The sequence below is a fragment of the Spiroplasma diminutum CUAS-1 genome (genome assembly GCF_000439455.1).
Lineage (GTDB): Bacteria > Bacillota_I > Bacilli_A > Mycoplasmatales > Mycoplasmataceae > Spiroplasma_A > Spiroplasma_A diminutum.
In genome coordinates this window covers 650,823-676,800 of record NC_021833.1, presented here as the reverse complement: position 1 = coordinate 676,800, position 25,978 = coordinate 650,823, and the positions used below count along the sequence as shown (strand labels likewise).

At 25.2% G+C, this 25,978-nt stretch carries 28 protein-coding genes and 5 tRNA genes; 32 read left to right on the top strand and 1 reads right to left on the bottom strand.

Translation table 4 applies throughout. The annotated features are described in order from the left end of the window. The first annotated feature begins 44 nt into the window (after positions 1-44). The 15 genes from SDIMI_RS03150 (at position 45) to SDIMI_RS03090 (ending at position 7,644) form a co-directional block, all read left to right on the top strand. Positions 45-1,538, top strand: a complete 1,494-nt coding sequence (locus SDIMI_RS03150) for a CvpA family protein (protein WP_020836547.1) — start codon at positions 45-47, stop codon at positions 1,536-1,538. A gap of 2 nt (positions 1,539-1,540) precedes the next feature. Continuing rightward, a complete protein-coding gene (locus SDIMI_RS03145) occupies positions 1,541-1,861 on the top strand; it encodes a holo-ACP synthase (protein ID WP_020836546.1) in 321 nt (106 codons plus the stop codon). Between the two features lie 137 nt (positions 1,862-1,998). Then, the gene (locus tag SDIMI_RS03140) at positions 1,999-2,229 is read left to right on the top strand and encodes a hypothetical protein (protein WP_148285812.1); all 231 of its coding nucleotides are present in this window, start codon (positions 1,999-2,001) and stop codon (positions 2,227-2,229) included. A 65-nt stretch (positions 2,230-2,294) separates the two neighbouring features. Next, positions 2,295-2,432 (top strand): hypothetical protein, encoded by a 138-nt coding sequence (locus SDIMI_RS04655; RefSeq protein WP_158499813.1) that lies wholly within the window; start codon positions 2,295-2,297, stop codon positions 2,430-2,432. Further along, positions 2,432-2,560 (top strand): hypothetical protein, encoded by a 129-nt coding sequence (locus tag SDIMI_RS04720; protein WP_256377149.1) that lies wholly within the window; start codon positions 2,432-2,434, stop codon positions 2,558-2,560. Before SDIMI_RS04655 ends, SDIMI_RS04720 begins: the two co-directional genes overlap by 1 nt. A gap of 148 nt (positions 2,561-2,708) precedes the next feature. Then, positions 2,709-3,284 carry a lipoprotein gene (locus SDIMI_RS03135; RefSeq protein WP_020836545.1) on the top strand — a complete coding sequence of 192 codons (576 nt, stop codon included), beginning with the start codon at positions 2,709-2,711 and terminating at the stop codon, positions 3,282-3,284. A gap of 70 nt (positions 3,285-3,354) precedes the next feature. Continuing rightward, positions 3,355-4,224, top strand: coding sequence for a thymidylate synthase (locus SDIMI_RS03130; protein ID WP_020836544.1), 870 nt, complete (start codon positions 3,355-3,357; stop codon positions 4,222-4,224). Next, positions 4,224-4,694: a dihydrofolate reductase gene (locus SDIMI_RS03125; protein ID WP_020836543.1), complete on the top strand. Its 471-nt coding sequence runs from the start codon at positions 4,224-4,226 to the stop codon at positions 4,692-4,694. The genes SDIMI_RS03130 and SDIMI_RS03125 overlap by 1 nt, the downstream gene beginning before the upstream one ends. Before the next feature lie 2 nt (positions 4,695-4,696). Continuing rightward, the gene (locus SDIMI_RS03120; protein WP_020836542.1) at positions 4,697-5,563 is read left to right on the top strand and encodes a lysophospholipid acyltransferase family protein; all 867 of its coding nucleotides are present in this window, start codon (positions 4,697-4,699) and stop codon (positions 5,561-5,563) included. 24 nt (positions 5,564-5,587) lie between these two features. Continuing rightward, complete coding sequence (locus tag SDIMI_RS03115; RefSeq protein WP_020836541.1) at positions 5,588-6,898, top strand: thymidine phosphorylase; 1,311 nt, start codon at positions 5,588-5,590, stop codon at positions 6,896-6,898. 293 nt (positions 6,899-7,191) lie between these two features. Continuing rightward, positions 7,192-7,267 (top strand) — tRNA-Thr (locus SDIMI_RS03110). Positions 7,268-7,279: 12 nt separating this feature from the next. Further along, positions 7,280-7,363: transfer RNA gene (locus SDIMI_RS03105), tRNA-Tyr, on the top strand. Positions 7,364-7,368: 5 nt separating this feature from the next. Beyond that, positions 7,369-7,443, top strand: a tRNA-Gln gene (locus tag SDIMI_RS03100). Positions 7,444-7,461: 18 nt separating this feature from the next. Next, positions 7,462-7,537 (top strand) — tRNA-Lys (locus SDIMI_RS03095). Positions 7,538-7,555: 18 nt separating this feature from the next. Then, positions 7,556-7,644 (top strand) — tRNA-Leu (locus SDIMI_RS03090). Between the two features lie 94 nt (positions 7,645-7,738). Here SDIMI_RS03090 and SDIMI_RS03085 read toward each other — a convergent pair. Continuing rightward, a complete protein-coding gene (locus SDIMI_RS03085; protein WP_020836540.1) occupies positions 7,739-8,545 on the bottom strand; it encodes a lipoprotein in 807 nt (268 codons plus the stop codon). 116 nt (positions 8,546-8,661) lie between these two features. Between SDIMI_RS03085 and SDIMI_RS03080 the strand changes: the two genes are divergently transcribed. From SDIMI_RS03080 to SDIMI_RS03000, 17 genes are all read left to right on the top strand, one after another. Continuing rightward, complete coding sequence (locus SDIMI_RS03080; protein WP_020836539.1) at positions 8,662-8,985, top strand: ArsR/SmtB family transcription factor; 324 nt, start codon at positions 8,662-8,664, stop codon at positions 8,983-8,985. Between the two features lie 354 nt (positions 8,986-9,339). Then, positions 9,340-9,483: a 50S ribosomal protein L33 gene (gene rpmG / locus SDIMI_RS03075; protein WP_041618302.1), complete on the top strand. Its 144-nt coding sequence runs from the start codon at positions 9,340-9,342 to the stop codon at positions 9,481-9,483. 74 nt (positions 9,484-9,557) lie between these two features. After that, the gene (locus SDIMI_RS03070; RefSeq protein ID WP_020836538.1) at positions 9,558-10,622 is read left to right on the top strand and encodes an aminopeptidase P family protein; all 1,065 of its coding nucleotides are present in this window, start codon (positions 9,558-9,560) and stop codon (positions 10,620-10,622) included. A 9-nt stretch (positions 10,623-10,631) separates the two neighbouring features. Then, positions 10,632-11,351, top strand: coding sequence for a polyprenyl diphosphate synthase (gene uppS / locus SDIMI_RS03065; RefSeq protein WP_041618301.1), 720 nt, complete (start codon positions 10,632-10,634; stop codon positions 11,349-11,351). Then, the gene (locus tag SDIMI_RS03060) at positions 11,341-12,447 is read left to right on the top strand and encodes a phosphatidate cytidylyltransferase (protein WP_020836536.1); all 1,107 of its coding nucleotides are present in this window, start codon (positions 11,341-11,343) and stop codon (positions 12,445-12,447) included. Before uppS ends, SDIMI_RS03060 begins: the two co-directional genes overlap by 11 nt. A gap of 1 nt (position 12,448) precedes the next feature. Then, a complete protein-coding gene (gene dxr, locus SDIMI_RS03055; RefSeq protein WP_020836535.1) occupies positions 12,449-13,576 on the top strand; it encodes a 1-deoxy-D-xylulose-5-phosphate reductoisomerase in 1,128 nt (375 codons plus the stop codon). A 3-nt stretch (positions 13,577-13,579) separates the two neighbouring features. After that, a complete protein-coding gene (locus SDIMI_RS03050; protein WP_020836534.1) occupies positions 13,580-14,803 on the top strand; it encodes a M50 family metallopeptidase in 1,224 nt (407 codons plus the stop codon). A 25-nt stretch (positions 14,804-14,828) separates the two neighbouring features. Continuing rightward, positions 14,829-19,280: a PolC-type DNA polymerase III gene (locus SDIMI_RS03045; RefSeq protein ID WP_020836533.1), complete on the top strand. Its 4,452-nt coding sequence runs from the start codon at positions 14,829-14,831 to the stop codon at positions 19,278-19,280. Positions 19,281-19,349: 69 nt separating this feature from the next. Then, the gene (locus SDIMI_RS03040; RefSeq protein WP_020836532.1) at positions 19,350-19,835 is read left to right on the top strand and encodes an LSm family protein; all 486 of its coding nucleotides are present in this window, start codon (positions 19,350-19,352) and stop codon (positions 19,833-19,835) included. Positions 19,836-19,923: 88 nt separating this feature from the next. Beyond that, entirely contained in the window at positions 19,924-21,954 is a 2,031-nt protein-coding gene (locus SDIMI_RS03035; protein ID WP_041618299.1) for an ATP-binding cassette domain-containing protein, read from the top strand. Next, complete coding sequence (locus SDIMI_RS03030) at positions 21,954-22,331, top strand: hypothetical protein (RefSeq protein ID WP_020836530.1); 378 nt, start codon at positions 21,954-21,956, stop codon at positions 22,329-22,331. Before SDIMI_RS03035 ends, SDIMI_RS03030 begins: the two co-directional genes overlap by 1 nt. A 15-nt stretch (positions 22,332-22,346) precedes the next feature. Beyond that, positions 22,347-22,820, top strand: coding sequence for an rRNA maturation RNase YbeY (gene ybeY / locus SDIMI_RS03025; protein WP_020836529.1), 474 nt, complete (start codon positions 22,347-22,349; stop codon positions 22,818-22,820). A 71-nt stretch (positions 22,821-22,891) separates the two neighbouring features. Continuing rightward, positions 22,892-23,302, top strand: coding sequence for a diacylglycerol kinase family protein (locus SDIMI_RS03020; RefSeq protein WP_020836528.1), 411 nt, complete (start codon positions 22,892-22,894; stop codon positions 23,300-23,302). Positions 23,303-23,315: 13 nt separating this feature from the next. Then, positions 23,316-23,726: a cytidine deaminase gene (cdd, locus tag SDIMI_RS03015; RefSeq protein WP_020836527.1), complete on the top strand. Its 411-nt coding sequence runs from the start codon at positions 23,316-23,318 to the stop codon at positions 23,724-23,726. 11 nt (positions 23,727-23,737) lie between these two features. Continuing rightward, on the top strand, positions 23,738-24,457 hold the full coding sequence (locus tag SDIMI_RS03010) for a hypothetical protein (RefSeq protein ID WP_020836526.1): 720 nt from the start codon (positions 23,738-23,740) through the stop codon (positions 24,455-24,457). Positions 24,458-24,476: 19 nt separating this feature from the next. Further along, on the top strand, positions 24,477-25,214 hold the full coding sequence (locus tag SDIMI_RS03005) for a hypothetical protein (RefSeq protein ID WP_020836525.1): 738 nt from the start codon (positions 24,477-24,479) through the stop codon (positions 25,212-25,214). 52 nt (positions 25,215-25,266) lie between these two features. Next, positions 25,267-25,950 (top strand): hypothetical protein, encoded by a 684-nt coding sequence (locus SDIMI_RS03000; protein WP_020836524.1) that lies wholly within the window; start codon positions 25,267-25,269, stop codon positions 25,948-25,950. The last annotated feature ends 28 nt before the right edge of the window (positions 25,951-25,978 follow it).

Below are 25,978 nucleotides of genomic sequence, written 5' to 3'. Positions count from 1 at the left end.
TAATATTGGTATAATGTTAATAATGAGAATGGAGTGAAAGCAATATGATTAATATAGGACCTTGATGGTTATTTGATATATTTGCTTTTGCAATAATTATTGGAAGTACAATATATGGTATGACAAGGGGATTTTTCATTACCTTTTATATATTGATTTTACAGTTAATAATCGTTTTAATATTACTTTTTGTTCCTGCACTTTTAACAAATTCATTAAATCCATTATTTATGAGACTTTGAGTATTGTTAGGCCTTGTTGAAGCTTTCTCTGCGCTGGGAAATATGATTGGAGAATCAATTGGTTCAATTCTTCCTGGGACAGGAGAAATACCTATAAGTGGGTCTGGAGCTGCATATGAATTCTTAAAAACTATTTCAGCTTTAGGGCTATACATGTTTTTATGTTTATTTATCTTTTTATTTGTAAACTTAATTGGTTTTTTTCTATATAAAACATTTAAAAGAAAAATGAGAAGAATTAAAGTTATTAGAAAAGTTGATACTCTTTTAGGTGCATTTAATGGTCTTGCAATAGGAATGATCCTTTCAATGACAGTTAGTTTTATGGCAAGTTTTCCTTTGTTTGCAACTGACCACCAGAAAATTGGACTTGTTGATTATTCAAATATGACAGAAGAACAAATAAAAAATAAAGTTCTAGAAGGTAATGCTTATAAAAAATATTCCTTGTCTAGAAAAATAGCTTCTCCCTTACCATCACTTCCAATTTTTGGATTTACTTATTCAAATGCTTGCTTTACAAAATATGCACTTGATCCTTTAATGGTACTTGGTTCTCAAATGATAGCAAATAAAGAAGTTAAGGATTTAAAAAATTTCTTCTTGATTTATGAAGATGTTATGGCAGAAGGTTATTCAACTACAAATCCATTTTCTTTACCAATCTCTACTTGTATAGAATTAATGCCCCAAGATACAAGAGCTGTATTTAGACTATCATCTGAATTAATGCTGATGGGTTCTACTATTTTTGTCAATGGACTAAATCAGCAACAAACATCAGTTACAAGTGTTGAATTAATAAATGCATTAGATAAATATTATAAAGCTACTAGGGATGACGATATAACTGATATTCATTCAGCGTGATTAAATGAAAAAGAAATGGTTAGCTTTTATAAATGAGCAGATAGCAATTCAATTGAAAACCCATTTGTTATATTAGCAGATAATATTGACGCTTCAACTACAACAACAAATAAAAGATATTTATCAACAGTTTTAAAAGATCCAAAATTAACTTATAATTTCTTTAAAAGTATAAATTATGTAAATGCAACAACAAGAAACAATTTAGATACAATGCCATTTTTATCAACAGTATATACTGCAAATTACTTAATTAAAGGGCTTGAAATTTCTCCTTCAGGAGAAATGAAATTAGGTGAATTTGACAATGAGGGAGCAAATAGTATTTCAAAAATTGAAGTTCAAAAAGAGTTTTGAACTGAAACTTACAATGGAGTGTATTGAATTAAATATTACTTTGACTTTGCAAATGGGTATTGGAATTAATTATGGCAAAAATAGGAATAGATATAATTGAAAATCAAAGAATTAATTTAGAAGATAAATTCTTAAAACGCTTTTTACACGATCAAGAAATAACACTTTTAAAAGAATTGCAAAGCAAAGAGGCACAAATACAATTTGCATCAGGTCGATGAGCTGCAAAAGAAGCCTTAATTAAATGTGTTGAACATAAAGTTCTTCCAAATACAATAAATATTATTTATAAAAATAATAAGCCAGTAATTGAAAATGCAATATATAAAAATATTGAAATTTCTATAAGTCATGAAAAGAATTATTCAGTTGCTGTTGCTTTAAATATTTAGAAAATTTATTTAATATTAAAAAAACTAACTAATAAGTTGGTTTTTTTAATATTTTTGTTAAGATTAATTTAGACATGAGTATGTCGAAAAAAGGTAAAATAAAAATAATAAAAACATTATTATAGTTGTTGGGAACTATGTCTTTGACTAGTATACCAACTTTAGGGATTATTAATAATATTAATTTAAATAAAGATGTAAATTGTGTTTTTGAAAAATATCATCCAGAAATGAAAAATGCAGTTTCAAATCAAAAATCAAATTTTTCTGCAGGTTTTTTATCTATAGTCAAATTGATTAAATGATATGTGAAATTTTATACGAATAATATCTCTATTATTAAATCAATACTGCTATTCTTTATATAATAAAGTTTCAATTTTAATAACAAGTGATTTTGAAAAGAATAAGCTTGAATAGCAATTAATTTTAATTGAAAAAAACATTTCAAAATTGATCAAATAGTGAAACAGTTAGTGAATTAGTTAAATTATATAATAAGCAAATCTTTGAAGAAAAGAAGTCCTATGAAAAATATTCTATGGTTATAATAAAACAAATTCAAAATTAATGATTGAAGATTTAAATAAATACCAAGAATATAAATTAGTAAATTCAATATCTTCTCCAGCTACTTTTTCATTAAATAATTATTTAAATTTATTTAAAACAAAATTAAAAATCTGAGAAAATACATAAAAATGACAAAAAGAGTTAGTAGATATTTAAAATAATAGTATAAATAGAGCTAAATAATTAGAAAATCAGTTTATTTATATTTTTGATAAAACACTATCTTCACAAGAAGAATTCTTTAAAATTTTAATGAATATAGGAGGAAAAAAATATGAAAAAAATATTAACATTATTAGCAACAACAACTTTGATTGCTTCTTCATCAGCTTCTGTTATAGCATGTGTTGATCCAGATGAAGGGGGCAATGGAAATGGTGGGGGAGAAAAACCAGATCCTGAAGTAGAAACTTATAGTCTTGATGAAGTATTTTTAGATACTGAAATTGATGAGATAAAAACAACTTTTGATCCAAATGGTTCTAGTGGACAAAAAAGTATATATTTGTGAATGCAAATAGATTTATTAAATAAAGCTTTTAAAAATGAAAATTCAAAAATAAAAAAAATTGGACAACCTCAATCTGATATTGAAAGTGTTTTAGCAGAACTTGCTTACTTATATAGCTCAGGACAAAATGAAAATTATAATAAATTAAATAATTTAAAAGAAGAACTTGAAAAAGGTGAAAATATAATAGAAAATTTTAAATTCAATATGGACATAATTCATGCAGATATTCTTGAGGCAAATAGTTCTAATCTGAAAAGTGCTAAAAAATTAGTTTCTAAATTGCAAGAAGGTACAATTGAAATCACTGTTAAAAAATTAATATTAAAAGTTTTTTAAAATAAAAACCACAAATATTTTTGTGGTTTTTATTTTTTTCAATTCATATATAATCTTTATTGGTGATTATATGAAGCAATATCTAGAATTAGTAAAAGATGTTTTAAAAAATGATGAAAAACGTGAAGATAGAACTAATACAGGAACTATTTCAAAATTTGGAACTCAATCAAGATATGATTTAAGAGAAGGTTTTCCTTTATTAACTACTAAGAAAGTATTTTTTAAAGGAGTAGTTCATGAAATACTTTGATTTATTAGTGGAGATACAAATATTAAATATTTGGTTGATAATAAAGTAAATATTTGAAATGAGTGACCTTATGAAACATTTAAAAAATCAAATGAATTCAATAATGAGACTTTAGAAGAATATATTGAAAAAATTAAAGTTGATAATGAATTTTCAAAAAAACATGGAGAATTGGGACCAGTTTATGGAAAACAATGAAGGAACTTTAACGGAGTTGACCAATTTAAAAATCTTATAAATGATATTAAAGAAAACCCATTTTCAAGAAGACATATTATTTCTGCTTGAAATCCAGCAGAAGTTAATCAAATGGCTCTTCCTCCATGTCATTCATTATTTCAATTTTATGTATCAAGTGATGGTTTTATTGATCTTCAACTTTATCAAAGAAGTGGAGATATTTTTCTAGGAGTTCCATTTAACATAGCAAGTTATTCATTGTTATTAGAATTAGTTGCAAGAGAATGTAATTTAAAAGCACGATATTTTATACATACAATTGGAGATGCTCATATATACTCAAATCACATTGAACAGTTGCAATTACAATTAACAAGAGAGCCAAAAAAATTGGCACAATTAAAAGTTAATTGAGAAAATAAATCAATTTTTGATATTAAATTTGAAGATATTTCACTTGAAGGTTATGAAAGTCATCCAGCAATTAAAGGAGCAGTTGCTGTTTAATGATTTCTTTTCTTTGAGCACAAACAGAAAGTGGAATAATTGGAAAAGATAATCAATTACCTTGAAATATTAAAGAAGAAATGCAACATTTTATTAATTATACAAAAGGAAAAACTGTCTTAATGGGAAGAAACACATGAGAGTCACTTTCTGTTAAACCGTTGCCAAATAGAAAAAATATATTAATTACTTCAAGAAAATTAGAAAAGAGTTATAATAATCTTGAAATATCTAAAAATTTGAAAGAAATTTTAGAAAAGTATAAATCTACTAATGAAGAACTAGTTGTAATAGGCGGTTCTCAAATATATTCAACTGCTTTTGACTATGCAGATAAACTTGTCATCAGTGTCATTAAAGAAGAATATCAAGGAGATAAATATGCTCCCAAGTGAGATAAAAACGATTTTAATCTTACAAAAGAAGAAAATTACAAAGAATTTACAGTTTACTATTATGAAAGGTATTAACTATGGAACATTTAGAATTAACACAAGAAGATCAAAAGGCAAGTGATAATAAAGACAAGAAGGAAATGGCTTATGTAAGTAAATGAAGATTATTTACTAATGCATGAAGTATTTGGAGAGTTAGTGCAAAAGCAAAGAAAATAACTAGAAAAATTAAGCAAGATCCAAACCTTTATTCTGAAGAATGAAGATATAACTGAGTTAAAAAGAAAATTAGAAAAGTATTAAAAATTGCAAATGTGCAAATAGATGTAATTGGTATTGAAAATTGATTAGATAGAGGTATTGTTTTAGCACCAAATCACCAATCAAATTTAGATCCAATTTTAATGCTTGCAATTAATGATTTTAATTTACAACAACCAGTTGCTTTTATTGCAAAAAAAGAACTTTGAAAGACTAAAATATTTAAGCATTTTATGAATTTAACAGATAATGTTCAAATAGATAGAAATAGTCCAAGAAGTGCTTTAAGTGCTATGAAAGAAGCAAAGGATTTAATTTCAGAATATAAGAGAACAGTTGTAATCTTTCCTGAAGGTACTCGTAGTGCCAAACAAGAAACAAATGAATTTCAACCTGCAAGTATGAAATTAGCACAAATGGCATATGTTCCAATTGTTCCAGTTTCAATAATTGATTCATATAGATTATTTGAAAAAAGAAAACATGGTAAATTTGTTATTAAAGTAGTTTTTGGAAAACCTTTAATGCCAGAGAAATTTATTTCACTTAAAACTGAAATGTTAACAAAAAATGTTCAAAAAGAAGTAGACAAAAATATCGATCTTTATAAAAACTGAGATCCAAAAAAACTTGGAATTAAGCCAAAAAGAATTGATAAAAAAAATAGAACTAACTTTTATTAATATGAATTCTTAGGAGAAAATAAGATGAACTTTGCAAATATTATAGACAAGAAAAAAAATAACAAAGAATTGACAGCAGAAGAAATATATTGAACAGTTAATTCTTTTGTAAATAACTCACTAAAAGATTATCAAATGTCAGCTTTTAATATGGCTGTTTGATTTAATGGTATGACACCAACTGAAATAGCTTCTTTTACACAAGCTATGATCGATTCTGGAATAACTTATAATTTAGATGGTGTTGATGGATTAAAAGCAGATAAACATTCAACAGGTGGAGTAGGAGATAAAACAAGTCTTATTTTTTCACCTTTAGTTGCAAAATTTGGAATAAAAGTTGCAAAACTTTCTGGAAGAGGTTTAGGCCAAACTGGAGGTACAATTGATAAATTGGAAAGCTGTCCAGGTTGAACTGGTGAAATTTCAGAAACTAGATTTAAAGAAATTTTAAATACAGTTGGAATATCAATTATGAGTCAATCAAGTGAAATTGTTCCAGCTGATAAAAAACTTTATGCTTTAAGAGATGTTACAGGAACTGTTGATTCAATTCCTTTAATTGCATCAAGTATTATGTCAAAAAAACTTGTAATACCAGCAGATAGCATAATTCTAGATGTTAAAATGGGAAGTGGAGCTTTCATGAAAGATTTAGATAATGCAATTGCATTATCTAAATCAATGATTACTATTGGAAAAGAACATAAAAGAAATGTTAGTGTAATGATTACAAATATGGATAAACCACTTGGAAGAGCAATTGGAAATGCAATAGAAGTTAAAGAAGCATGAGATACATTAAATGGTAATGGACCAGAAGATTTAATAGAATTGTGTGTAACTGCAGCGGGATTAACTTTAGTTCAAAATAATGTCTTTAAAGACTTAGAAACAGCAAAAGTAGAGCTTAATAAAGTTTTACAAGATAAAAGTGCTGCACACTTATTAAAAGACTTTATAGAAGCTCAAAATGGTGATTTTAATGTTATTTTAGACTATGAAAATAACTTTAAAACAAAATATACAATTCAAATTCTAGCTCAAAATGATGGGTATTTAAGTTTTGCAAGTGCAGATCAATTAGGATACCTTTCAATGCATTTAGGTGCAGGGCGAGCAACTAAAGAAGAGAGTATAGATTTTGCAGCAGGAATTTATTTAAATAAAACTTCAAATGAATTTGTAAAAAAAGGTGATGTTATTATGACTTTATATACAAATAGAGAAGATATTGATAATTTCAAACAGAAGGCACAAGAATTAATAGTTTTAAATAAAGAACTTCATCAAGAAGAGTTAATTTTAAAATTATTAACAAATGAAGATGTTTAATTATTTTTTTAAAAAAATTAGCTTTTAAATATTGAAATAATATAGCAATTAAAATATAATTATTTTGTCTAGGATAGTTTTAAAAAATCATTAGCCCATAATGTTTATTTAGCCCTATCAAATGAACATAATATTTAGATTTATAATATATATAATATTAACTGTTCTAGATCTATTAAATAAGTACTCCGCCCAGAGTGCTTTTTTTTATTTTTTTTATTTTTTTTATTGACTTTATAATCCCTTTTTTTGTATAATTGAAAAGGTTCTTACTTTTAAACAAAAGGATAACTGCTGACTTAGCTCAGTTGGTAGAGCAATTGACTAGTAATCAATAGGTCGAAGGTTCGAGTCCTTTAGTCAGCACCACATTATATTAAAGGGGAGTTAGCGAAGTGGCTAAACGCGGGTGGCTGTAAACCATCTCCTAACGGTTCGGCGGTTCGAATCCGTCACTCCCCACCAGTAATTGGGCTATAGCCAAGCGGTAAGGCAAGGGACTTTGACTCCCTCATGCGCCGGTTCGAATCCTGCTAGCCCAGCCATTTATTTTTATTATTAACGTCTCGTTAGCTCAGTCGGTAGAGCAACTGGCTTTTAACCAGTGGGTCATAAGTTCAAGTCTTATACGGGACACCATTTATTTTTTATATTAATCCCCGGGTGGCGGAATTGGTAGACGCACTGGACTTAAAATCCAGCGACTTTAAGCGGTCGTGCCGGTTCAAGTCCGGCCCCGGGGACCATTATTACGGACTTGATTAAAAAAGCACTTATAAAGTGCTTTTTTTCTATTTAAAATTTAAGTATAAAAAAATTAGTCGAATTTGACTAATTTTTTTATTTATTTAAATAATAATTATTAATTAAATCTTGGTCATTCAATGCATAATTAAAGCTTAATGTATCCTCACTAGTTTCACCTTCGCCTCCACCAGTAGAAGAGCCACTATTGTTAATTTTAGTTACCATTTTTTCTTCAATTTCTTTATATTTCATATCTTCAATAATTGGATCAAATAGTTTCTCAATATCAACTCCACTATGACCAACTTCTGAACTTTTTGAATAACCAACGTTTCAAGAAACTAATTTACCATTTCTTATAAGAATAAACATTGGAGTTCCTTTATTATCAGAACTATCAAAGTATGCTTCAACAGCTTTTTTTGATAATCTTGTTGCAACTGTATCATTTGTACCAGTATTTCCATAAGTTTTATCTTTATAAATTGGCGTTACTTGATCAACCATTCATGAGATTATATTTTTACTTCATTTTTCTTTAAAATTATTTGCTAATTCTTCTGTTTTAAATTCTCTAAAATCAACTTCATTATTTAACTTCTCACCAAAAGCTGTCATTGTTTCTGGATATTCATTTTCATTATTTGCTATTGTTTGATTATAACCAGTTGTTATTTGCATTAATTTTTCATTAAATTTATCAGAATTATCTTTTTTTGCATTTTCAAAATCTATACAATGTGTGCAGTCATCTGCTCCAATATATAATAAAAATGATTCTTTATTATCAATTCATTTTTTAAATTCTTTAAAATATTTATTAGAACTACATGAAACAACAGTTAAAGTTGATGTTCCAACTAGTGCTGTGGCTGAAATTACGCTAAGTAATTTTCTCACTTTAATCACTCCTAAATTACTATTATTATTTTACACATTTTTGTTAAGTATTAGTTTATTAATTTAAAATTGTTATAATTTTATTAAATCTTGAAATGATTTTTAAGGAGACATTTATGAAAGAAAATTATACAAAATTTGCTGAAATATTTAAGGTTTTAGGCGATCCAACAAGATTACAAATAATAAATATGATATGTGATTGTGGTTGTAATAAATGCGCTCAAAATATTTTGGATAATTTGAATATTACACAACCAACTTTAAGTTATCATATGAAATTACTTGAAAAGGTGGGTTTAATTAATTCAATAAAAGATAAAAATTCAAAAATATATAAAGTGAATAGAGAAATGGTAAATAGTTTAAAATCTTTTGTATCTGATTTACAAGTGGAGAAAAATTTAATGACCTGTTCAAACTGTAATAATAAAAAATAGAGTTTTAAACTCTATTTTTTATTTACCACATTTACAATCTGTACATGTACAAACTTCACATGTACATCCTAAAGAAACTCTAAGCATATATCCTCCTTAAGATAGTTATCTATATAGATAACTATCTATATAGATAATACTATATAATTTTATTTTTTCAACATTTTTTTTTTTTTTTTTGCTAGATCACACAGTTAGATAATATTTTCTAATTTATTATTATCATTAATATTTTTTATTCATCTTTTGTTAAAAAAAGTATCAAATTTTAAAAAAAATAAGAAAACTATTATATTTTTTGGTATTATTAATTTGCTTAATATCTTAAATGAATTATCAAGGAGGCTTAAAAGTATGCGTGAAGGAGTTATTCTACGTTGCACAACTTGTAAAGAAGAAAATTACATAGCAAAAAATGACAAGAGAAAAGAAAAAATCGAAGTTAAAAAACACTGCTTTAAATGTAATTCTCACCAAGTTCACAAACAAAAAAAATAAGGAATATAAAAATACTTTTATAAGGTTTTTTATTCCTTTTTTTTGTATAGTTATATAAGAAGAGGCGATAAAATATGAAAAAAGAATTATTAAATAAGATTTTAAATGAAACAGGTGCTGATGCAATTTTGTTAAATTCACCACAAAATAGATATTGATTTTCAAGATTTCAATCATCATTGGGATACATTTTATATACTCAAAAAAAATCATATTTATTTGTTGATGGAAGATATATTACAGCTGCAAGAAATTCAAAATTATTAACAAATATTGATGAAATTTTGGAGTTTGGAAATTTATATGAATTAATAAATAATGAAATAGCAAACAATAATATTAAAAAAGTAGTATTTGAAAGTGATTGAGTTTTTGTAAAAGATTCAAAAATATTTGAAGAAAAATTAAATTCAGAAATGATTGCTTACAATTTTGATGCAATTAGAATGGTAAAAGATCAATGAGAAATTGAACAAATTAAAAAGGCATGTGATATTACTCATAAAGTTTTTTTAGAAGTTTTAGATTTTGTTAAACCAGGAATGAGCGAAAAAGAACTTGCTAGATTTGTGAGTGATTCATTCTTGAAAAATGGGGCTGAAAAATTAAGTTTTGACACAATTGTTGCAAGTGGAGAAAACGGAAGTATGCCTCATGCTGTACCAACAGATAAAAAAATTGAACTTGGAGAATTCGTAACTTTAGATATGGGATGCTATTACAATGGATATTGTTCTGATCAGACAAGAACTTTTGCAGTTGGCAATACTGACAATGAAAAACTAAAAGAAATATATGAAATTGTATATAAATCACAACAATTAGGTATTGAAAGTATTAAACCTGGAATTAAAGGAAATGAAATTCATAAAATTTGTTATGACTATATTGACAGTAAAGGTTATGGTAAATACTTTACTCATGGAACAGGTCATGGTTTGGGAATTGAAATCCATGAAGAACCATATAATTCTGTTGCAGGAAACAAAACATTACAAGAAGGAATGTGTGTTACTGTAGAACCAGGAATTTATATTCCAACAATTGGGGGAGTTAGAATTGAAGATGATATCTTAGTTACAAAAGATGGTTATCAATATTTAACAACACCATTAAGAGAGTTACAAGTAACTAAATAAAAATGAGGGATATTTATTAAAAAGTTAGAACATATTGCTTTTATTCTTGATGGTAATGGAAGATGAGCAAAACAAAGAAATAAAACAAGAACATATGGACATAAAATTGGTATGGAAAATATTTATCCAACAATTTTAGAGTGTAAAAAAAATAGTATTAAGTATGTTACTATGTTTTGTTTTTCAACAGAAAATTGAAATAGACCAAAAGAAGAAGTAAATTATTTAATGCAGTTTCCAAGAGAAATATTTTCAAAAAAAGAACAAGAAAAATATATCAAAGAGGGAATTAGAGTAATTTGAATTGGCAGAAGGAATAAAGTTCCTCAGAAAACTAGAGAATCAATTGAAGAAATTGAAGAAAAAACAAAGGATTTAGACCAGATAACTGTTCAAATAGCTTTGGACTATGGATCATTTGAAGAAGTGGAAAATTCTTTTAAAATCGTATTAAATAATATTAATAGTAATTTATTAAAAGTTAATGACTTTACTATTAGAAATATTTTTGAAAATATGTATACAAAAAATTGTCCCGCAGTTGATTTATTAATAAGAACTGGTGGAGAAAAGAGACTTAGCAATTTCATGTTGTTACAGTTAGCTTATGCAGAACTTTACTTTATAGATATTTATTGACCAGACTTTAAAGAAAAAGATTTAAACTTAGCAATAAATGACTATAATAATAGAGATAGAAGATTTGGAGGAATAAAAGATGAAAATTAATGATAAAGATTTTGAAATAACAGATACTGTTGAAATTGATCCAATTACAGATGATAAAATCGGTAATAATAGATTCAAATTAGACTCTGTAAAAAGAAATCTAAGAACAAGAGTATTTTCAACTTTAGTTCTTCTTGTTTTACTTTTAGGTTTTGTTGTTTCTGGAGCTGTTTATACTTCATTAAAAACATATATAGAAACACCATCAGAAGCTGCGTCTTATACTTCAATAATATTGACTATTGGTTTATTAGGAATTTGTAATTTTGAAATGAACAAAACAATGGGATTTAAACAATGATATTATCAGGTATTGTTAATTACACTATCAATAATTCTATTTATTTTTCCATCAAGTGAAATTCTATATGATTTTTCATTTTATAAAGCTATGAATTTAACTGGAGCAACTAGTTGATTTGGAGCATGACAATTTCCAGTTTTATTAACTATTTACTTATTTATAACAATGATAATTGGTTTTGCAGATAAAAGAATTAATCAGAAAAATGCTTTAATAAATGTTGTAATGACAATAATCATTATTCTTGCATTAAAAGCATTTTCAGTTACATCATTGGCTTTAAGTTCATCAAATGGTGAAAGAGATAGAGCAATGTTCTCATTTAATACAATAGTTTGAATATGATTAATGATTATCTTAAGTGATTCATTTCAATATCTTGGTGGAATGAGATTTGGAAAAACTAAACTAAGTCCAAATATTAGTCCAAAAAAAACTTGAGAAGGAGCACTAATTGGTATGGGTGTGGCAAGTGGAACTGGAATAGTATTTGCAATGATTTTCCAATTTGTAACACCATTAAAAGAGTTTCAACCTTTAAGAGAAATTATGCAAGGTTTAGGATCTACTTCAGTTATTCTTGAAGTTATTATGTATATATTATTATCTCTTGTTTTCCCAATAATAGGTTTATTTGGAGATTTACTATTTTCATGAGTAAAAAGACAAGTTAAAATAAAAGACTATTCAAACTTAATACCAGGTCATGGGGGAGCATTAGATAGATTAGACTCAATCATATTCTCATTGTTCATTTTATTTATCTTTATATCTTGTGCTGCTTTAATATAATATGATAAAAAATATTATACTATTTGGAGCATCAGGAAATATTGGACAACAATGTATAGAATTGTTGAAAGAAAATAAAGATAAATTTAATTTAATAGCACTTAGCGTAGGTAAAAATGATTCACAAGTTGAATCTTTTTTACATTCATTTCCAACTTTAAAAAAAATTTATTCAACAAAAAAACTAAGTGAATTAGAAATAAAATACCCAAATATTGAATTTTATAATGAAGATATTTTAAAATTATTTTCAAATAAAGATGAAATTGTCATTAATGCTCTAAGTGGTTTTTTTGGTTTACAAGTAACATTAAAATCAATTGAAAATAATTTAATTTTATTAAATTCAAATAAGGAATCATTTGTTACTGCTGGAAATTTGATTAATGAGATGCTTAAAAAAAGTGAAACAAAAATATATCCAATTGATTCAGAGCATTGTGCAATTTTTCAATGTTTAGAAAATGAAAATAAAGTAAATACTTTATTTATTACTGCATCGGGGGGTAGTTTTAGAAATTTAACATTACAAGAAACTGCAAATGTATCATTAAAAGATGCACTAAAACATCCGAATTGAGATATGGGAAAAAAGATAACTATTGATAGTTCTACAATGTTTAATAAGGCTTTTGAAATTTTAGAAGCATATCATTTATTTAAAATTAAAAATATTGTAACTTTATTACACCCTCAATCAATAATTCATTCTATGGTTGAATTTGAAGATGGATCAATTAAAGCACAATTGTCTGTACCTGATATGAAACAAGTAATAAATTACTTTTTACATTATCCAAAAAGAATTTCATATGATAGACAAAAAAATTTACAATTTAATGATTTAATAAATTTGGAATTAAAAGAAATTGATCAAAACAGATTTAAACCTATAAAATTTGCTTTGAAATGTATTGAATTGAAAAATTCAAAATCAATTGCTTTAAATGCAGCAAATGAAATTTGTGTTGAATACTTTTTGAATGAAAAAATACAATTTCATCAAATAACAGAAATTGTTGAAATAATATTTGAAGAGTGTGAAAATATTGAATTAACAACTTATCAGCAAATACTTGATTATGATGCTGCAATAAGAAAAAAAACAATATCAAGAATAGGGGAATAAAGCATGAGTGAAGTTAGTACAGGAATGGTTGTATTAGCATTTATTATTGGAATAATTGTTATGTTACTTTTAATAACTATTCATGAAGTTGGACATTTAATTGTTGCAAAAATGTCCAAAGCATATGTTTATGAATTTTCAATTGGTTTTGGGCCAAGAATTTTTGTATTCAAAGGAAAAGAAACATGAGTTTCTATTAGAGCATTTCCATTAGGGGGGTATTGTTCAATTGCATCAGATAAAGCAGATGCACCAAAAGATAGAGAAGATGTAGTAGTTCCTGATGAGAGAAAATTAGATTACATTGCAAGATGAAAAAAGATGTTTTTTATATTAGCAGGACCTGCTATGAATTTATTTGTAGCTTTACTTTTATTTACATCAATTTTTGCAGCAATTGGAGAAAAAAGAAATGATATGAGTTATTTTGGTTCAATCTATGATCAAAATAAAGTTGCTGCTTTGGCTATTAAAAATGAAGAAGAAAAAGCTGGAATTAATTTAAATTATGTTGGTCAAGACTATGTAATTTGAGGTTGAACAATGAAATCAAATGATGATGTTTTATTTGATAACATATGTAGTGAAAATTCTGAACAAGATAAATGTGATGATAAAATAAATGATTTATTAAACAATAAAGCAGTTGACTATAAGAAAACTGTTTATAATTTTATAAACAATTTACCTTTGGCAAAAGATAAAGAAAATGTAAAAATAAGTTTTGCATATAAAAAGGTCGATAAATATAGTGGAGTTGCTTTACAAGAATATCAAGAAGCAAAAATCACAGAGTTTATGACACTTGATGGTTCTGTTGGGATTGCAGCTCCAAGTCGAATTTATAAAACTACAGGACAAGCATATGGAGCTGGATGAGGTGAAACTTTTAAAGCATCATTTTCAATATTAGAAGCAATTGGTGGAATTTTTACAGGTAAATTTTCAAATTTAGTAGGACCTGTGGGAGTTGCAAAACAAACTGCAACATTGCTTCAAAGTCCTGAACAATTTTTCTTATATGTTGCCACAATAAGTGCCAATTTATTTATATTAAATTTAATCTTCATACCTCCATTAGATGGTTATAGATTACTTGAAAATTTTATAGAAATGATAATAAGAAAAGAATTACCAACAAAATATAAAATTATTGTGAATTCAGCAGGAGCAATTTTATTTTTATTATTATTTGTGATAATTACAATAAAAGATTTTATAATGTAATAGTACAAAAGGAGAAGTTTGAAATATGCATCAACAAGTTAAAGAATTATTTGATAGCTTAAATGTTTTTTTAGATGAACAAGAAGAAACATATTTTGATCAAGCTCACTTTTATAAAGAAGCAGAATTTAGTAATACATCGAATAAATTAAGAGTATTTATAAAAATTAAAAACTTCTTGCCAATTCATCTATTACATAAAATTGAAACAACTATGTTGACAAATACTTATGTATCTACAAAATTAAATCTTTGAGTAGAAGATAATAATTATTCAAAAGATTTAATTTGAAATCATATTGAATATGTAAAAGAACAAAAAGCAGAAGTTAAAACAGGAACAATAAAAATTCTTTCTCCATCAACAGTTGATTATTTTAATGATCATAGAATGGTATTTTTTAATGTTTCAAATGAAACTGAAAAATTACTTTTAGAAGAGCATAAAGAATATTATAAAAATAAGTTATTGAAATATGGTTTTAGAAATGTTGATTTAGAAATTAGAGTTAAAGAAAATCTAGAAGTTGATGTTTTAGAATCAACTAGAGAAAAATATGAGAAAGCAAGTCAGTTTATATCTACAAATAAAAATGAACTTTTTGAAAAACAATCTCCACCAACTCTTTCAAAACCAAAATATAGATCAAATGACGATATTTTAAATATTGCAACTTATGATAAAATTGTTGATTTAGAAGAAGACGCACAAAACGTTACAATTCATGGTGAAGTGATTTCTAAAAATATTAGACAATCAAAAGCTGGAAGAAATATTTATAATATTGCCATTAGTGATGGAACTTCATCAGTTATGTGTATTTTCTTTCAAAGAAATAATGATCCAACTTTTTTTGATGAGATAACAGAAGAAACAAAGCAACAAATGACTGGATTTGAAAATCAAATTATAAGAAAAGGTGATTGAGTTTCGTTTAATGGGAATTTTAACTTTTCAAGTTTTGATAAAACATATATTTTCTATATAAATAAATATAAAAAAATAGAGTCAAAAAAAGTATTTAGAAAAGATGAAGCTAAATTTAAGAGAGTTGAATTACATACTCATACAAAAATGTCTGTAATGGATGGAGTAAGTAGTGCAAAAGATTATATTGAAGCTGCAAAAAGATTTGGTTGAAAATCAATTGCTATTACTGATCATTTAAATGTTCAATCATTTCCTGAAGCATATTATGCTCTGTTAGCTGCTAATAAGGGTGTTGAACCTGAAAATCAACTTAAATTAATTTATGGTAGTGAAGTAGTAATGCTTCAAGATGAAGTATGACTTGTAAAGAATCCAAAACAAAAGAATTTAAGAGAAGCTAAATTTGTTGTTTTTGACTTAGAAACAACAGGTCTTTCTCCTGAACATGATGAAATAATTGAATTTGGAGCAAACGTATATGATTATGCAGAAGGTACTTCAAAAAAATATGATATTTTCATAAAACCTAAAAAACCATTGAAAAAATTTACAACCGAGCTTACTCATATTACAAATGAAATGTTAGCAGATAAAAATTCAATTGAAGTTGAATTTAAAAATATAATGGAAATAATTCAAGATGGAATATTGGTTGCCCATAATGCAAATTTCGACTTTAATTTTTTACAAACTTATGCAAAAAAACTTGGTTATGGTGAATTGACAAATACAGTTATTGATACTCTTTCTCTTGCAAGAGTTCTTCAACCAAAACTTAAAAATCATAGATTAGGAACTGTTGCTAAAGCATATCAAATTCTTTATGATGAAAAAATTGCTCACCGTGCTGATTATGATGCAGAAGTATTAACAAATATGTATGAACACATGTGAAGTGAAGCTAAAAAAATTCTTCCAATTGATTTTGATTCTGATTGAGATAAATTTAATAAAGATAAATATGAAAATGAAAACTTTAGAAGATCTAGAGGTTTTCATGTAAATGTATTGGCAAAAAATCAAGAAGGTTTAAAAGACTTATATAAAATAATTTCTTATTCACATACTGATAATTTTTTAGGATCTCCAAAAATATTTCAATCAAAGCTTTTAGAATTTAGAGAAAAAGGAAATATTCTAATTGGAAGTGGATGTATAAATGGTATGGTTTTTGAATATGCAAGAACTGGAACATATGAAATGCTAAAAGAAGCAATAAAAACTTTTGATTACATTGAAATTCAACCACTAAGTGTTTATAAAAAATTAATTCAAACTGAAGATTTAACAATGGATGAATTAAAAAAATTAATTTTAATAATCATTGAATTTGCAAAAGAAGTAAATGTTCCAGTTATAGCAACAAGTGATGCTCATTATATTGATTTAGAGCTTAAAAAAATTAGAGATATTTATATAAACACAAAAGGACTTGGAGGATCTTATCATCCACTTTATGATTTCAAACAAAGAGTGAAAGATAATCCTGATCAACATTTAAGAACTACTAATGAAATGTTAGAGGATTTTAAATGATTGGAAAATAGTGAATTAATTAATGAACTAGTAATTGAAAATCCAAATAAAATTGCTGATTTAATAGATTCAAAAATTAGTCCTATAAGGTCAGGCTCATATCCACCAAATATTGAAAATGTTGATAAACTTTTAACTGATGAATGTTATAAAAATGCAAAATTACTTTATGGTGAACAACTACCAGAAATTGTTAAAGCTCGTTTAGAAAAAGAATTAGCTTCAATTATTAAACACGGTTTTGCTGTGGTTTATTGAATAAGTCATTTACTTGTTAAAAAGTCAAATGATGATGGATATTTAGTTGGAAGTCGTGGATCTGTTGGAAGTTCATTTGTTGCAACAACTTCACTTATTACAGAAGTAAATCCATTAAAAGCTCATTATAGATGTCAAGAATGTAAATATTGTGATTTTGAAACTCCAGAAGAATATAGATGTGGTTATGATTTACCTAAAAAAGATTGTCCTAAATGTGGTGCAAAATTAATTGGAGATGGTCACGATATTCCTTTTGAAACTTTCTTAGGTTTTGATGGGGATAAAGTTCCAGATATTGATTTAAATTTCTCAGGAGAATATCAACCAATTGCTCATAATTTTACAAAACAAATTTTTGGTGAAAACAATGTCTTTAGAGCTGGAACAATCTCAACTGTTGCTGAAAAAACTGCATATGGATTCACAATGGGCTACTTTGAAAAACAAAATATTAATTTAGATTTAATTCGTAAAGCAGAAGTTGAAAGACTTGCAAGTCTTTCAACTGGTGTAAAAAGAACTACTGGACAACACCCAGGGGGAATTATTATTCTTCCAAAGGAATATGAAATAGAAGATTTCACTCCAGTTAATTTTCCAGCTGATGATTCTAATAGTGAATGAAAAACAACTCACTTTGATTTTCATTCAATTCACGATAATTTACTTAAAATGGATATTTTAGGTCATGTCGATCCAACAGCTTTAAGAATGCTTTATGATTTAACTGGATATGACCCAATTAAAGTTCCAACAGATGATAAAACTGTTTATTCACTTTTCTCTGAACTTTCAGCTCTAAATATTGATTCAGAATCAATACTTGGTGAAACAACAGGGGCAATAGGACTTCCAGAATTCGGAACTCAATTCGTCAGAAATATGTTAAAAGAAACACAACCAAAAACATTTGCAGATTTAGTTCAAATTTCTGGATTAAGTCATGGAACAGATGTGTATGTTGGAAATGCTCAATCTTTAATAAAAGATGGTATTGCAAATATTTCATCAGTAATTGGTTGTCGTGATGATATTATGGTTTATTTAATGTCAATGGGATTAGATCCTTCAAATGCATTTAATATAATGGAAAGTGTTAGAAAAGGAAAGGGTCTTTCAAAAGAATGAATTGATCTTATGAAAGAATATAATGTTCCTGAATGATACATTAACAGTTGTTTAAAAATTAAATATATGTTTCCAAAAGCACATGCTACAGCTTATGTACTTATGGCTTATAGAGTTGCTTGATACAAAATTTATTATCCAGAAGAATATTATGCAGTTTGATTTTCAACTAGAGCAGATTTCTTTGATTTAGAAACTGCTTTAAAAGGAAAAGAAGCTGTAAAAGCAGCAATTGATGATATTAAACATAGACAAAATAATAAATTACCTGTAACTGCAAAGGAAAATTCATTAATTACTATATATGAAGTTTTATTGGAAATGTTTGCAAGAGGGGTTGAAATTAGAAATATTGATTTCAATATTTCTAATGGAAATAAATTTGTTATATTTAAAAATGAGGAAGGTAAAAAAATTCTGATTCCTCCATTTAATGTTATTGATTCTCTTGGAGATGCTGTGGCAAATTCAATTGTAAATGCAAGAAGTGAGAGACAAATAACAAGTGTAAGTGATTTGAAACAAAGAACTCAAGTTACACAAACACAAATTGAAATTTTTACTAAATTAAAAATAACAGATAATTTAAAAGATGATGAACAACTTTCATTTAATTTCTAAAGTTAATTCATTATCTTTTTTATATTTTTAAATAAAATAATATAAAATAAGTTTATAAAAGAGGTAAGCATGTCATTAGAAATTGTTAAAAATAACTATTTAGATAAAGTAAAAGAAATTGTTAATGAGTGTGAGTTTTCACTTTATGAAATTAATATAGTAAATGATTTTGAATCAACAGTTCTTCAAGTACTTGTTGAAAATAAAGACTTTTCTAAAAAAAATATAGATTTTGATTCTTTAATAAAAGCAAATGAAAAACTTTCTGTATTACTTGATAATATAAATGAACTTAAAGATCCATATATATTAGAAGTAGGAAGTGCAGGAGCTGAAAGAGTAGTTAAGTCAAAGGATTTATTAATAAATAGTATTGGAAGTTTCTTTTATTTAAAAGTAATTGAACCAATTGAATCATTTAATGAATTTTCAGCAACACTAAATGACTATAAAAATGATGAATTTTCTTTTAATTTCTTTATAAAAGGAAGACCTAAAAAAGTTAATTTAAAATGAGAAGCAATTGAATTCATAAGATTTGCAGTAAAATTCTAATTAAAAAATTTATAAATTAATAATTCAAAATATGCATCAAAAATGCATATTTTTTATTTATATGTCGATTAATTAATTGGTGATAAATTTGGAATATAAATTTTTAACTCAAAAAAGTGAAAATGATTGCGGAATAGCTGTATCCACTATGTTAATTAATTATTTTCATAATAAAAATTTTGGTATTGAAGAAATTAAGTTTAATAATAGTCTTAATGATGAAATGTTAAGTTTGTATGATATAGAAAAGATTTTATATAAATACAAAATTGAAATTAGTTCATATCTTTGTAGTTTTGAAGAATTTGAGCAAATGCAAATAACAGATCCTATAGTTCTTAATGTATTAAATACAAATCAACTTGAACATTTTATAATTGTTTATAAAAGAAGAAAAGATAATTATCTGATTGCAGATCCAAATAATAACGATTTAATATGAATTAATAAAGATGAATTAAAAAGGGCTTATCAAGGTTATTTGGCTATTTCAAAATTTATTGAAAAAATTGATTTCAAAAATAAAACCATCTTTAATTGATTTAATTTCATGAAAGATTTTAAACTTGAAATATTTTTTATTTTTTTAATATCTATGATTACAAATATTTTAATTATAATTAGTAATAATTTTTTAAAAGTATATATGGAAAATATAAGTTTAAATCACTCAAACACCATAAAATTAATTTTTATATTATTTATAAGTGTCATGATTGTTCAACTTTCTATATCTTATTTTTTAAATAAAATAATTTATAAAATAAAAATGAAAGTTACAAATAAAATTTATAAGACTTATAAAAATAATATTTTAAAATTGGAAATTGAAAAGTTTAATTCAGTAAATAAAGAAGAATGAATTAAAAAATTAAGTCACATAAATGTAATTTCAGAATTTATAAATCAAACTATAATCTCTATACCATTAGAGTTTGTTTTATTTATAATGGCTTCCATATTTTTACTAATAATTTCTCCATTTATTTTAACAATTGTAATTATACAAAATCTAAGTTGCTTTATATTATCTTTATTTATTTTCTATTTACTTAGGGAATCAAAATTAAAAAGAGAAAGGGAAATGATAAATTTTTCTTCAAGTTACAGAGAATTACTAGACGGTTTTGAAGAAATTAAATATAAGAGAATTGAGTTAGAGATGAAGAAGAAAAATTTTAAATTTTTTAAATCATCAATGAACGAATCTAAAAAAATATTTTTTATTAGTAATAAATCTGATATTGCTTTTATATTAATTAACAAAATATTTTTTTATCTTATATTTTATATTTCATATTTTTATATTAATAAGAATAAATTTTCATTAGCTGATTTATTATTTTATACATCCATTAGTATCTATATAAATAGCTTTTTTTCAAATTTAACAAGTTATGTTTTAGATTTGCAAGAAATAATAATTGCAGATAAAAGTTTAAAATTATTATTTGAAAATGAAGATAGTACTAATGATAAATTAAAAATTATTAAAGAAGTTAAAAGTATAGAAGTAAATAATTTATATAAGTATGTAAATGATAATTGTTTGTTAAATAATTTCTCATTTAATTTTGATAAAAATACTTTCATTTATGGAAAGAGCGGAAGTGGAAAAACTACATTATTAAAATTATTGTCCTCTCATTTTAATAATTATGAAGGAGATATTTTTATTAATGGAACTTCTGAATTTAGAGAAGCTGATTTGAATATATATAGAGAAAAAGTATTTTATCTTGGTCAATATGATTATTTATTTTCAGGAACAGTATGAGAAAATATGCAACAATTTAAAAACTCAATAGATCTAAAATTACTTGATAAACTTCAAATATTAGAAATTTTGGAAAGAAACAAAATAGATTTAAATAAGCAAATTACTGATAATGGAAATAATTTGAGTAAAGGACAGAGACAAATAATAAATTTTATAAGTTTATTTTTTATTGATAGAGATTTGCTTCTTATTGATGAACCTTTAAGTAATGTTGATAAACATACAGCATATTTTTTATTTAAGGCTTTTATGGAATACAAAAGTAATAGTTTAGTAATCATGTGTGATCATGATTTAGCTTATTTAAATTTTTTTGAAAAAAGAGTGGAGGTAATTTAATGAAAAAAGAGATTAGAGTATTAGTTATATTACTTTTTGCAATTACAACTTTCATATTTTCACTTTCAGTAATTAAAAAGCAACAAATTTTTCAAGGATCAGTTTTTGTTCAAGAATATATTGATGATTCGGGAAGTATTAATTCTGATTTATACTTAATAAGTGATAAAAGTTTGAATATAAATTTAATTGATTATATAATCTTAGAAACTAATCAAGGAAGTATGTTTGTATATTCTTCTCAATTAGAATATAGTAATTCTTTAATAAGAATAAATATTAATAATATTGGTAGTATAAAATACCCAAAAAATAATGTTTTAATATTTGGAGATAAAATATCTTGATTATCTTATTTAATGTCTAACGCTTTTTAAAAACTAGGAGAAAATATGAAAGATTTATTAGAGTTTAATTATCAAACAGATGAAGATTTAATAGGTTATGAATTATTATTTAATAACCTATTAAAATCAACTAAAGAAATATTGAAAATAGATCAAATTTTAAGCTTATCAGTTAATTATATTGATCCTTTAAATTCAAAGGAACTTAACAATAATTACAGGGGAAAAGATTATGTTGGTGATGTAATTTCTTTCCCAATAGATGATGATTTTGGAATTTATGAGCAATTGGGTTTTAAAGAAATAGGTGATATTTTTATTACTTTCGATGAAGCTCAAAGAAAAGCTCAAAAATATAATCATTCAATAAAAGAGGAAATGGCTTGGTTATTCACTCATGGTTTATTGCATATTTTGGGCTATGATCACGAAACTAGTGAAGAAGATGAAAAAGAGATGTTTGAACTTACTAATAAAATATTAGAAAAGCAAAATTTAGAATATATAATGCCTTATTAAAAGGCATTATTTTTTTAGGAAATAAAAGTTAATTAAAGTATAATAAAAGAGCAGAAAAAAGGTGTAGGCAAATGGCAAGAAGAAATGATATTAAAAAGAGAACAAAAGTAGGAACTAGAGTTAAAAATAAATTTGCAAATGCTGCTAGGGGTATTTTTACAGCTTTTAGAGAAGAGTCAACTTTAATTGTTTATCTTATTATTGTTATATTTGCAATTGGTCTTGGTATTTGAGTAGGATTAACTCCAACTCAGTGATCGATTGTTATGCTTACAATTGGAGTTTTAACTGGTTTTGAGTTTGTTAACACTTCAATTGAAAACTTTGTTGACTTATTGAGTTTTGAATATAATATTCAAGCTAAAAAAATTAAAGATATTTGTGCAGCTGCAAGTATTATTAATGCTTTATTATCTGTTGTTATTGGATTTTTAATTTATTTACCAGCATTAATAACAACAATAGAGAATCTATTCAAATAGTTAGGACTAAAAAATGAATTTAAATAAAGAAAATGTATATATTGAATTAAAAGAATTAAGAGAAAATGCTTATACACCATATTCTAATTTTAGAGTATCGTGTGTTATTTATTTAAAAGATGGAACTAAAATAAAGGGAGTAAATGTTGAAAATGCAGCATATAATCCTTCTATTTGTGCAGAAAGAGTTGCATTACCACAAATGATTGCACAAGGTTATGATAAGAATGATGTAGAATTAGTTGCATTATATACAGATTCTGAGGGTTTTGGTTCTCCATGTGGAACATGTAGACAAACTCTTTTTGAATTACTTTTTGAAAACCAAGAAGTTTGGGTTTATAATAAAAATGAATTCTTAGGTTCGTTTAAAGTAAGTGATTTTTTACCTCTTGCTTTTACTAATAAAAATTTAAACAATTAAGGGGAGTTAAAATGTTTTATAGAAGTGACGATTTTTGAAGTGAAATAGGTGCTACATTTATTAACGCTTATCTAAAATTGGATAATATAAAAAATTCAAAAGATGAGCTTTTTGAATTAATTAGTGATGAAGATATTACTGATGAAGAAATTTTAGAAGTTTATGGTAAAGAAGTTTATGGTTTTATTAAATCATGAGAAGTTAGTAGAAAAATAGTTCTAAAAGTAAAGGAATTTGAAAAAAAATTTTCAAGAAGAGTTGACACTTTGCTTATTGAAGAATTTATTCAAATTTATAAATATTTAGACCCAAGTGAAGAATATATCGACATGTTTAAAGGATATACACCAGAAAGTAGAGAGTTTTTAGAGAAACTTGAAAAAGGAATATCAAAATTATCAATTGTTGAAACTTTCGATTCAATTGTTGAGTATCTATTAGCTTCTGCTTTTGACTTTACATTACATAATTATTTAGGAGAAATAACTTTTAGATATTTATTTTGATTATTTCAAACAGCTATGATTTCTAGGGGTTATGGAATTGCAGTTTTTGATGAAGAATACGAAATGAACAGAATGGTTGATTTATATAACAAAGTTTTAATTTATGCAAGACAAAATAATTCTAAAAACTTTGCATTATCTAAAGAATTTAGAGAATTTGTATCTTTATATAAAGAAAAAATTGAACATTTTTCTCAATTTCAAAAAAATAAGTATATAGGATAGTAAAAAAGGGGAATGAAAAATGCCAAAATATTATAAAAATAATAACTTTTGAATGGGTGCAGGAGCAGATCACACATTCAATTGTTTAAAATTAATGGGTGGAGATTGCTCAATAGCAGAAGTATTTACTGCAATGGAATCAAAAATCTTAGATTTTGCTGAAGAAGAAATTGTAAAAATTAAAAATGATAACACAAATATGTTAATTGATGCTTGAGCTGAAATTAGAAGATTGATTTTATTAAAAGATAAGGAAGTTGAAGAAAATACTGGTACTGGTAAATTTGTAGTGTCAGATTTCAAAGATTTATACTTAATTTTAAATAAAGCTGCAAGTATATATGATTTCTTTTTAAATGAATCTGATGATAATGATGTTTATAATTCAATAAATGAAGTATTGAAATTAACAGCAGATTTAAATACTGCAGAAGAAATAATTCCAGTATTTTCTATATTTTTACATGAAAATTATGTAAAAGGTACTTTTGGAACAAATACACAATTATTTTGTTGATTTATGTTACAACTATTGCTTATAAATAAAGGTGCAGGTCCAATAATTTCATTTCCAAATAGGTATTTTGAAATGCTTGAAATGTTTCCAACTTCAAATTTATTAAATGGAGAGATTATTCAATCAAAAGGCAGAGAATGAGTTGAAAGTGAGTATTTCAAAAAATTAACTAACTTTTGAATTAAGAAATCAAATGAATATTATAAGTTTATAGAAGAAAATTATATTCAAGATAACTAGGTTTTTACCTAGTTTTTTTATATAATTTAAAAGATTAAAAGGAGACATAAACATGATAATGAGCATAATCAGATTAGATACAATTGTAACTGATGTATTATCTGCAATCGGACTATTTATAATAGTTTTTTCTCCTTTATTTTTTTCAAGAATTCAAAAAAAAGTTTTAAATCAAAGATTACATACAAAAATTGATGGTGAAAAATTGTTTGAAAAATTAAAATATGATCTTAAATTATCAAAATTAACAGGAGTTAATAAGAGAAGACTTTATATAGATCCTGATTATGCAAAAACAATCTTTAGAGGAGCTATGGAATATAATAATAGAGAATTTATTTGATATTTTAATGAGCTTTTTGCAAAAATGTATATCCACAACAGTATTTGAAAAAAAGCAATTATGCATACTTGAATATGAATTTTAGCTATACTTGTAATTGTGGGTGGATCATATGCAGATATTGGAAAATGATTATTTGATATGCAAAATATGAACTCTAATTCGGGTATTGTATCAATTTGAATTTTATTTATTTGCGCAGCAGGTTTATCTGCATTAATAAAATATATGGAATTTATTAAAGTTAAAAAAGTTATAAATGATGAAGTAAGACAAATAAACTTAACAAAAAAAGAAAAGGTTTGAAAAGACTATTTAATAATATATTGAATATCTTGTGGAACTCCATTTTTAGGTTTTATGTTGATATTAATTAATATATTCTTTGTATAAAAAAATAAATAAAAGAAAAGGTGGTGAA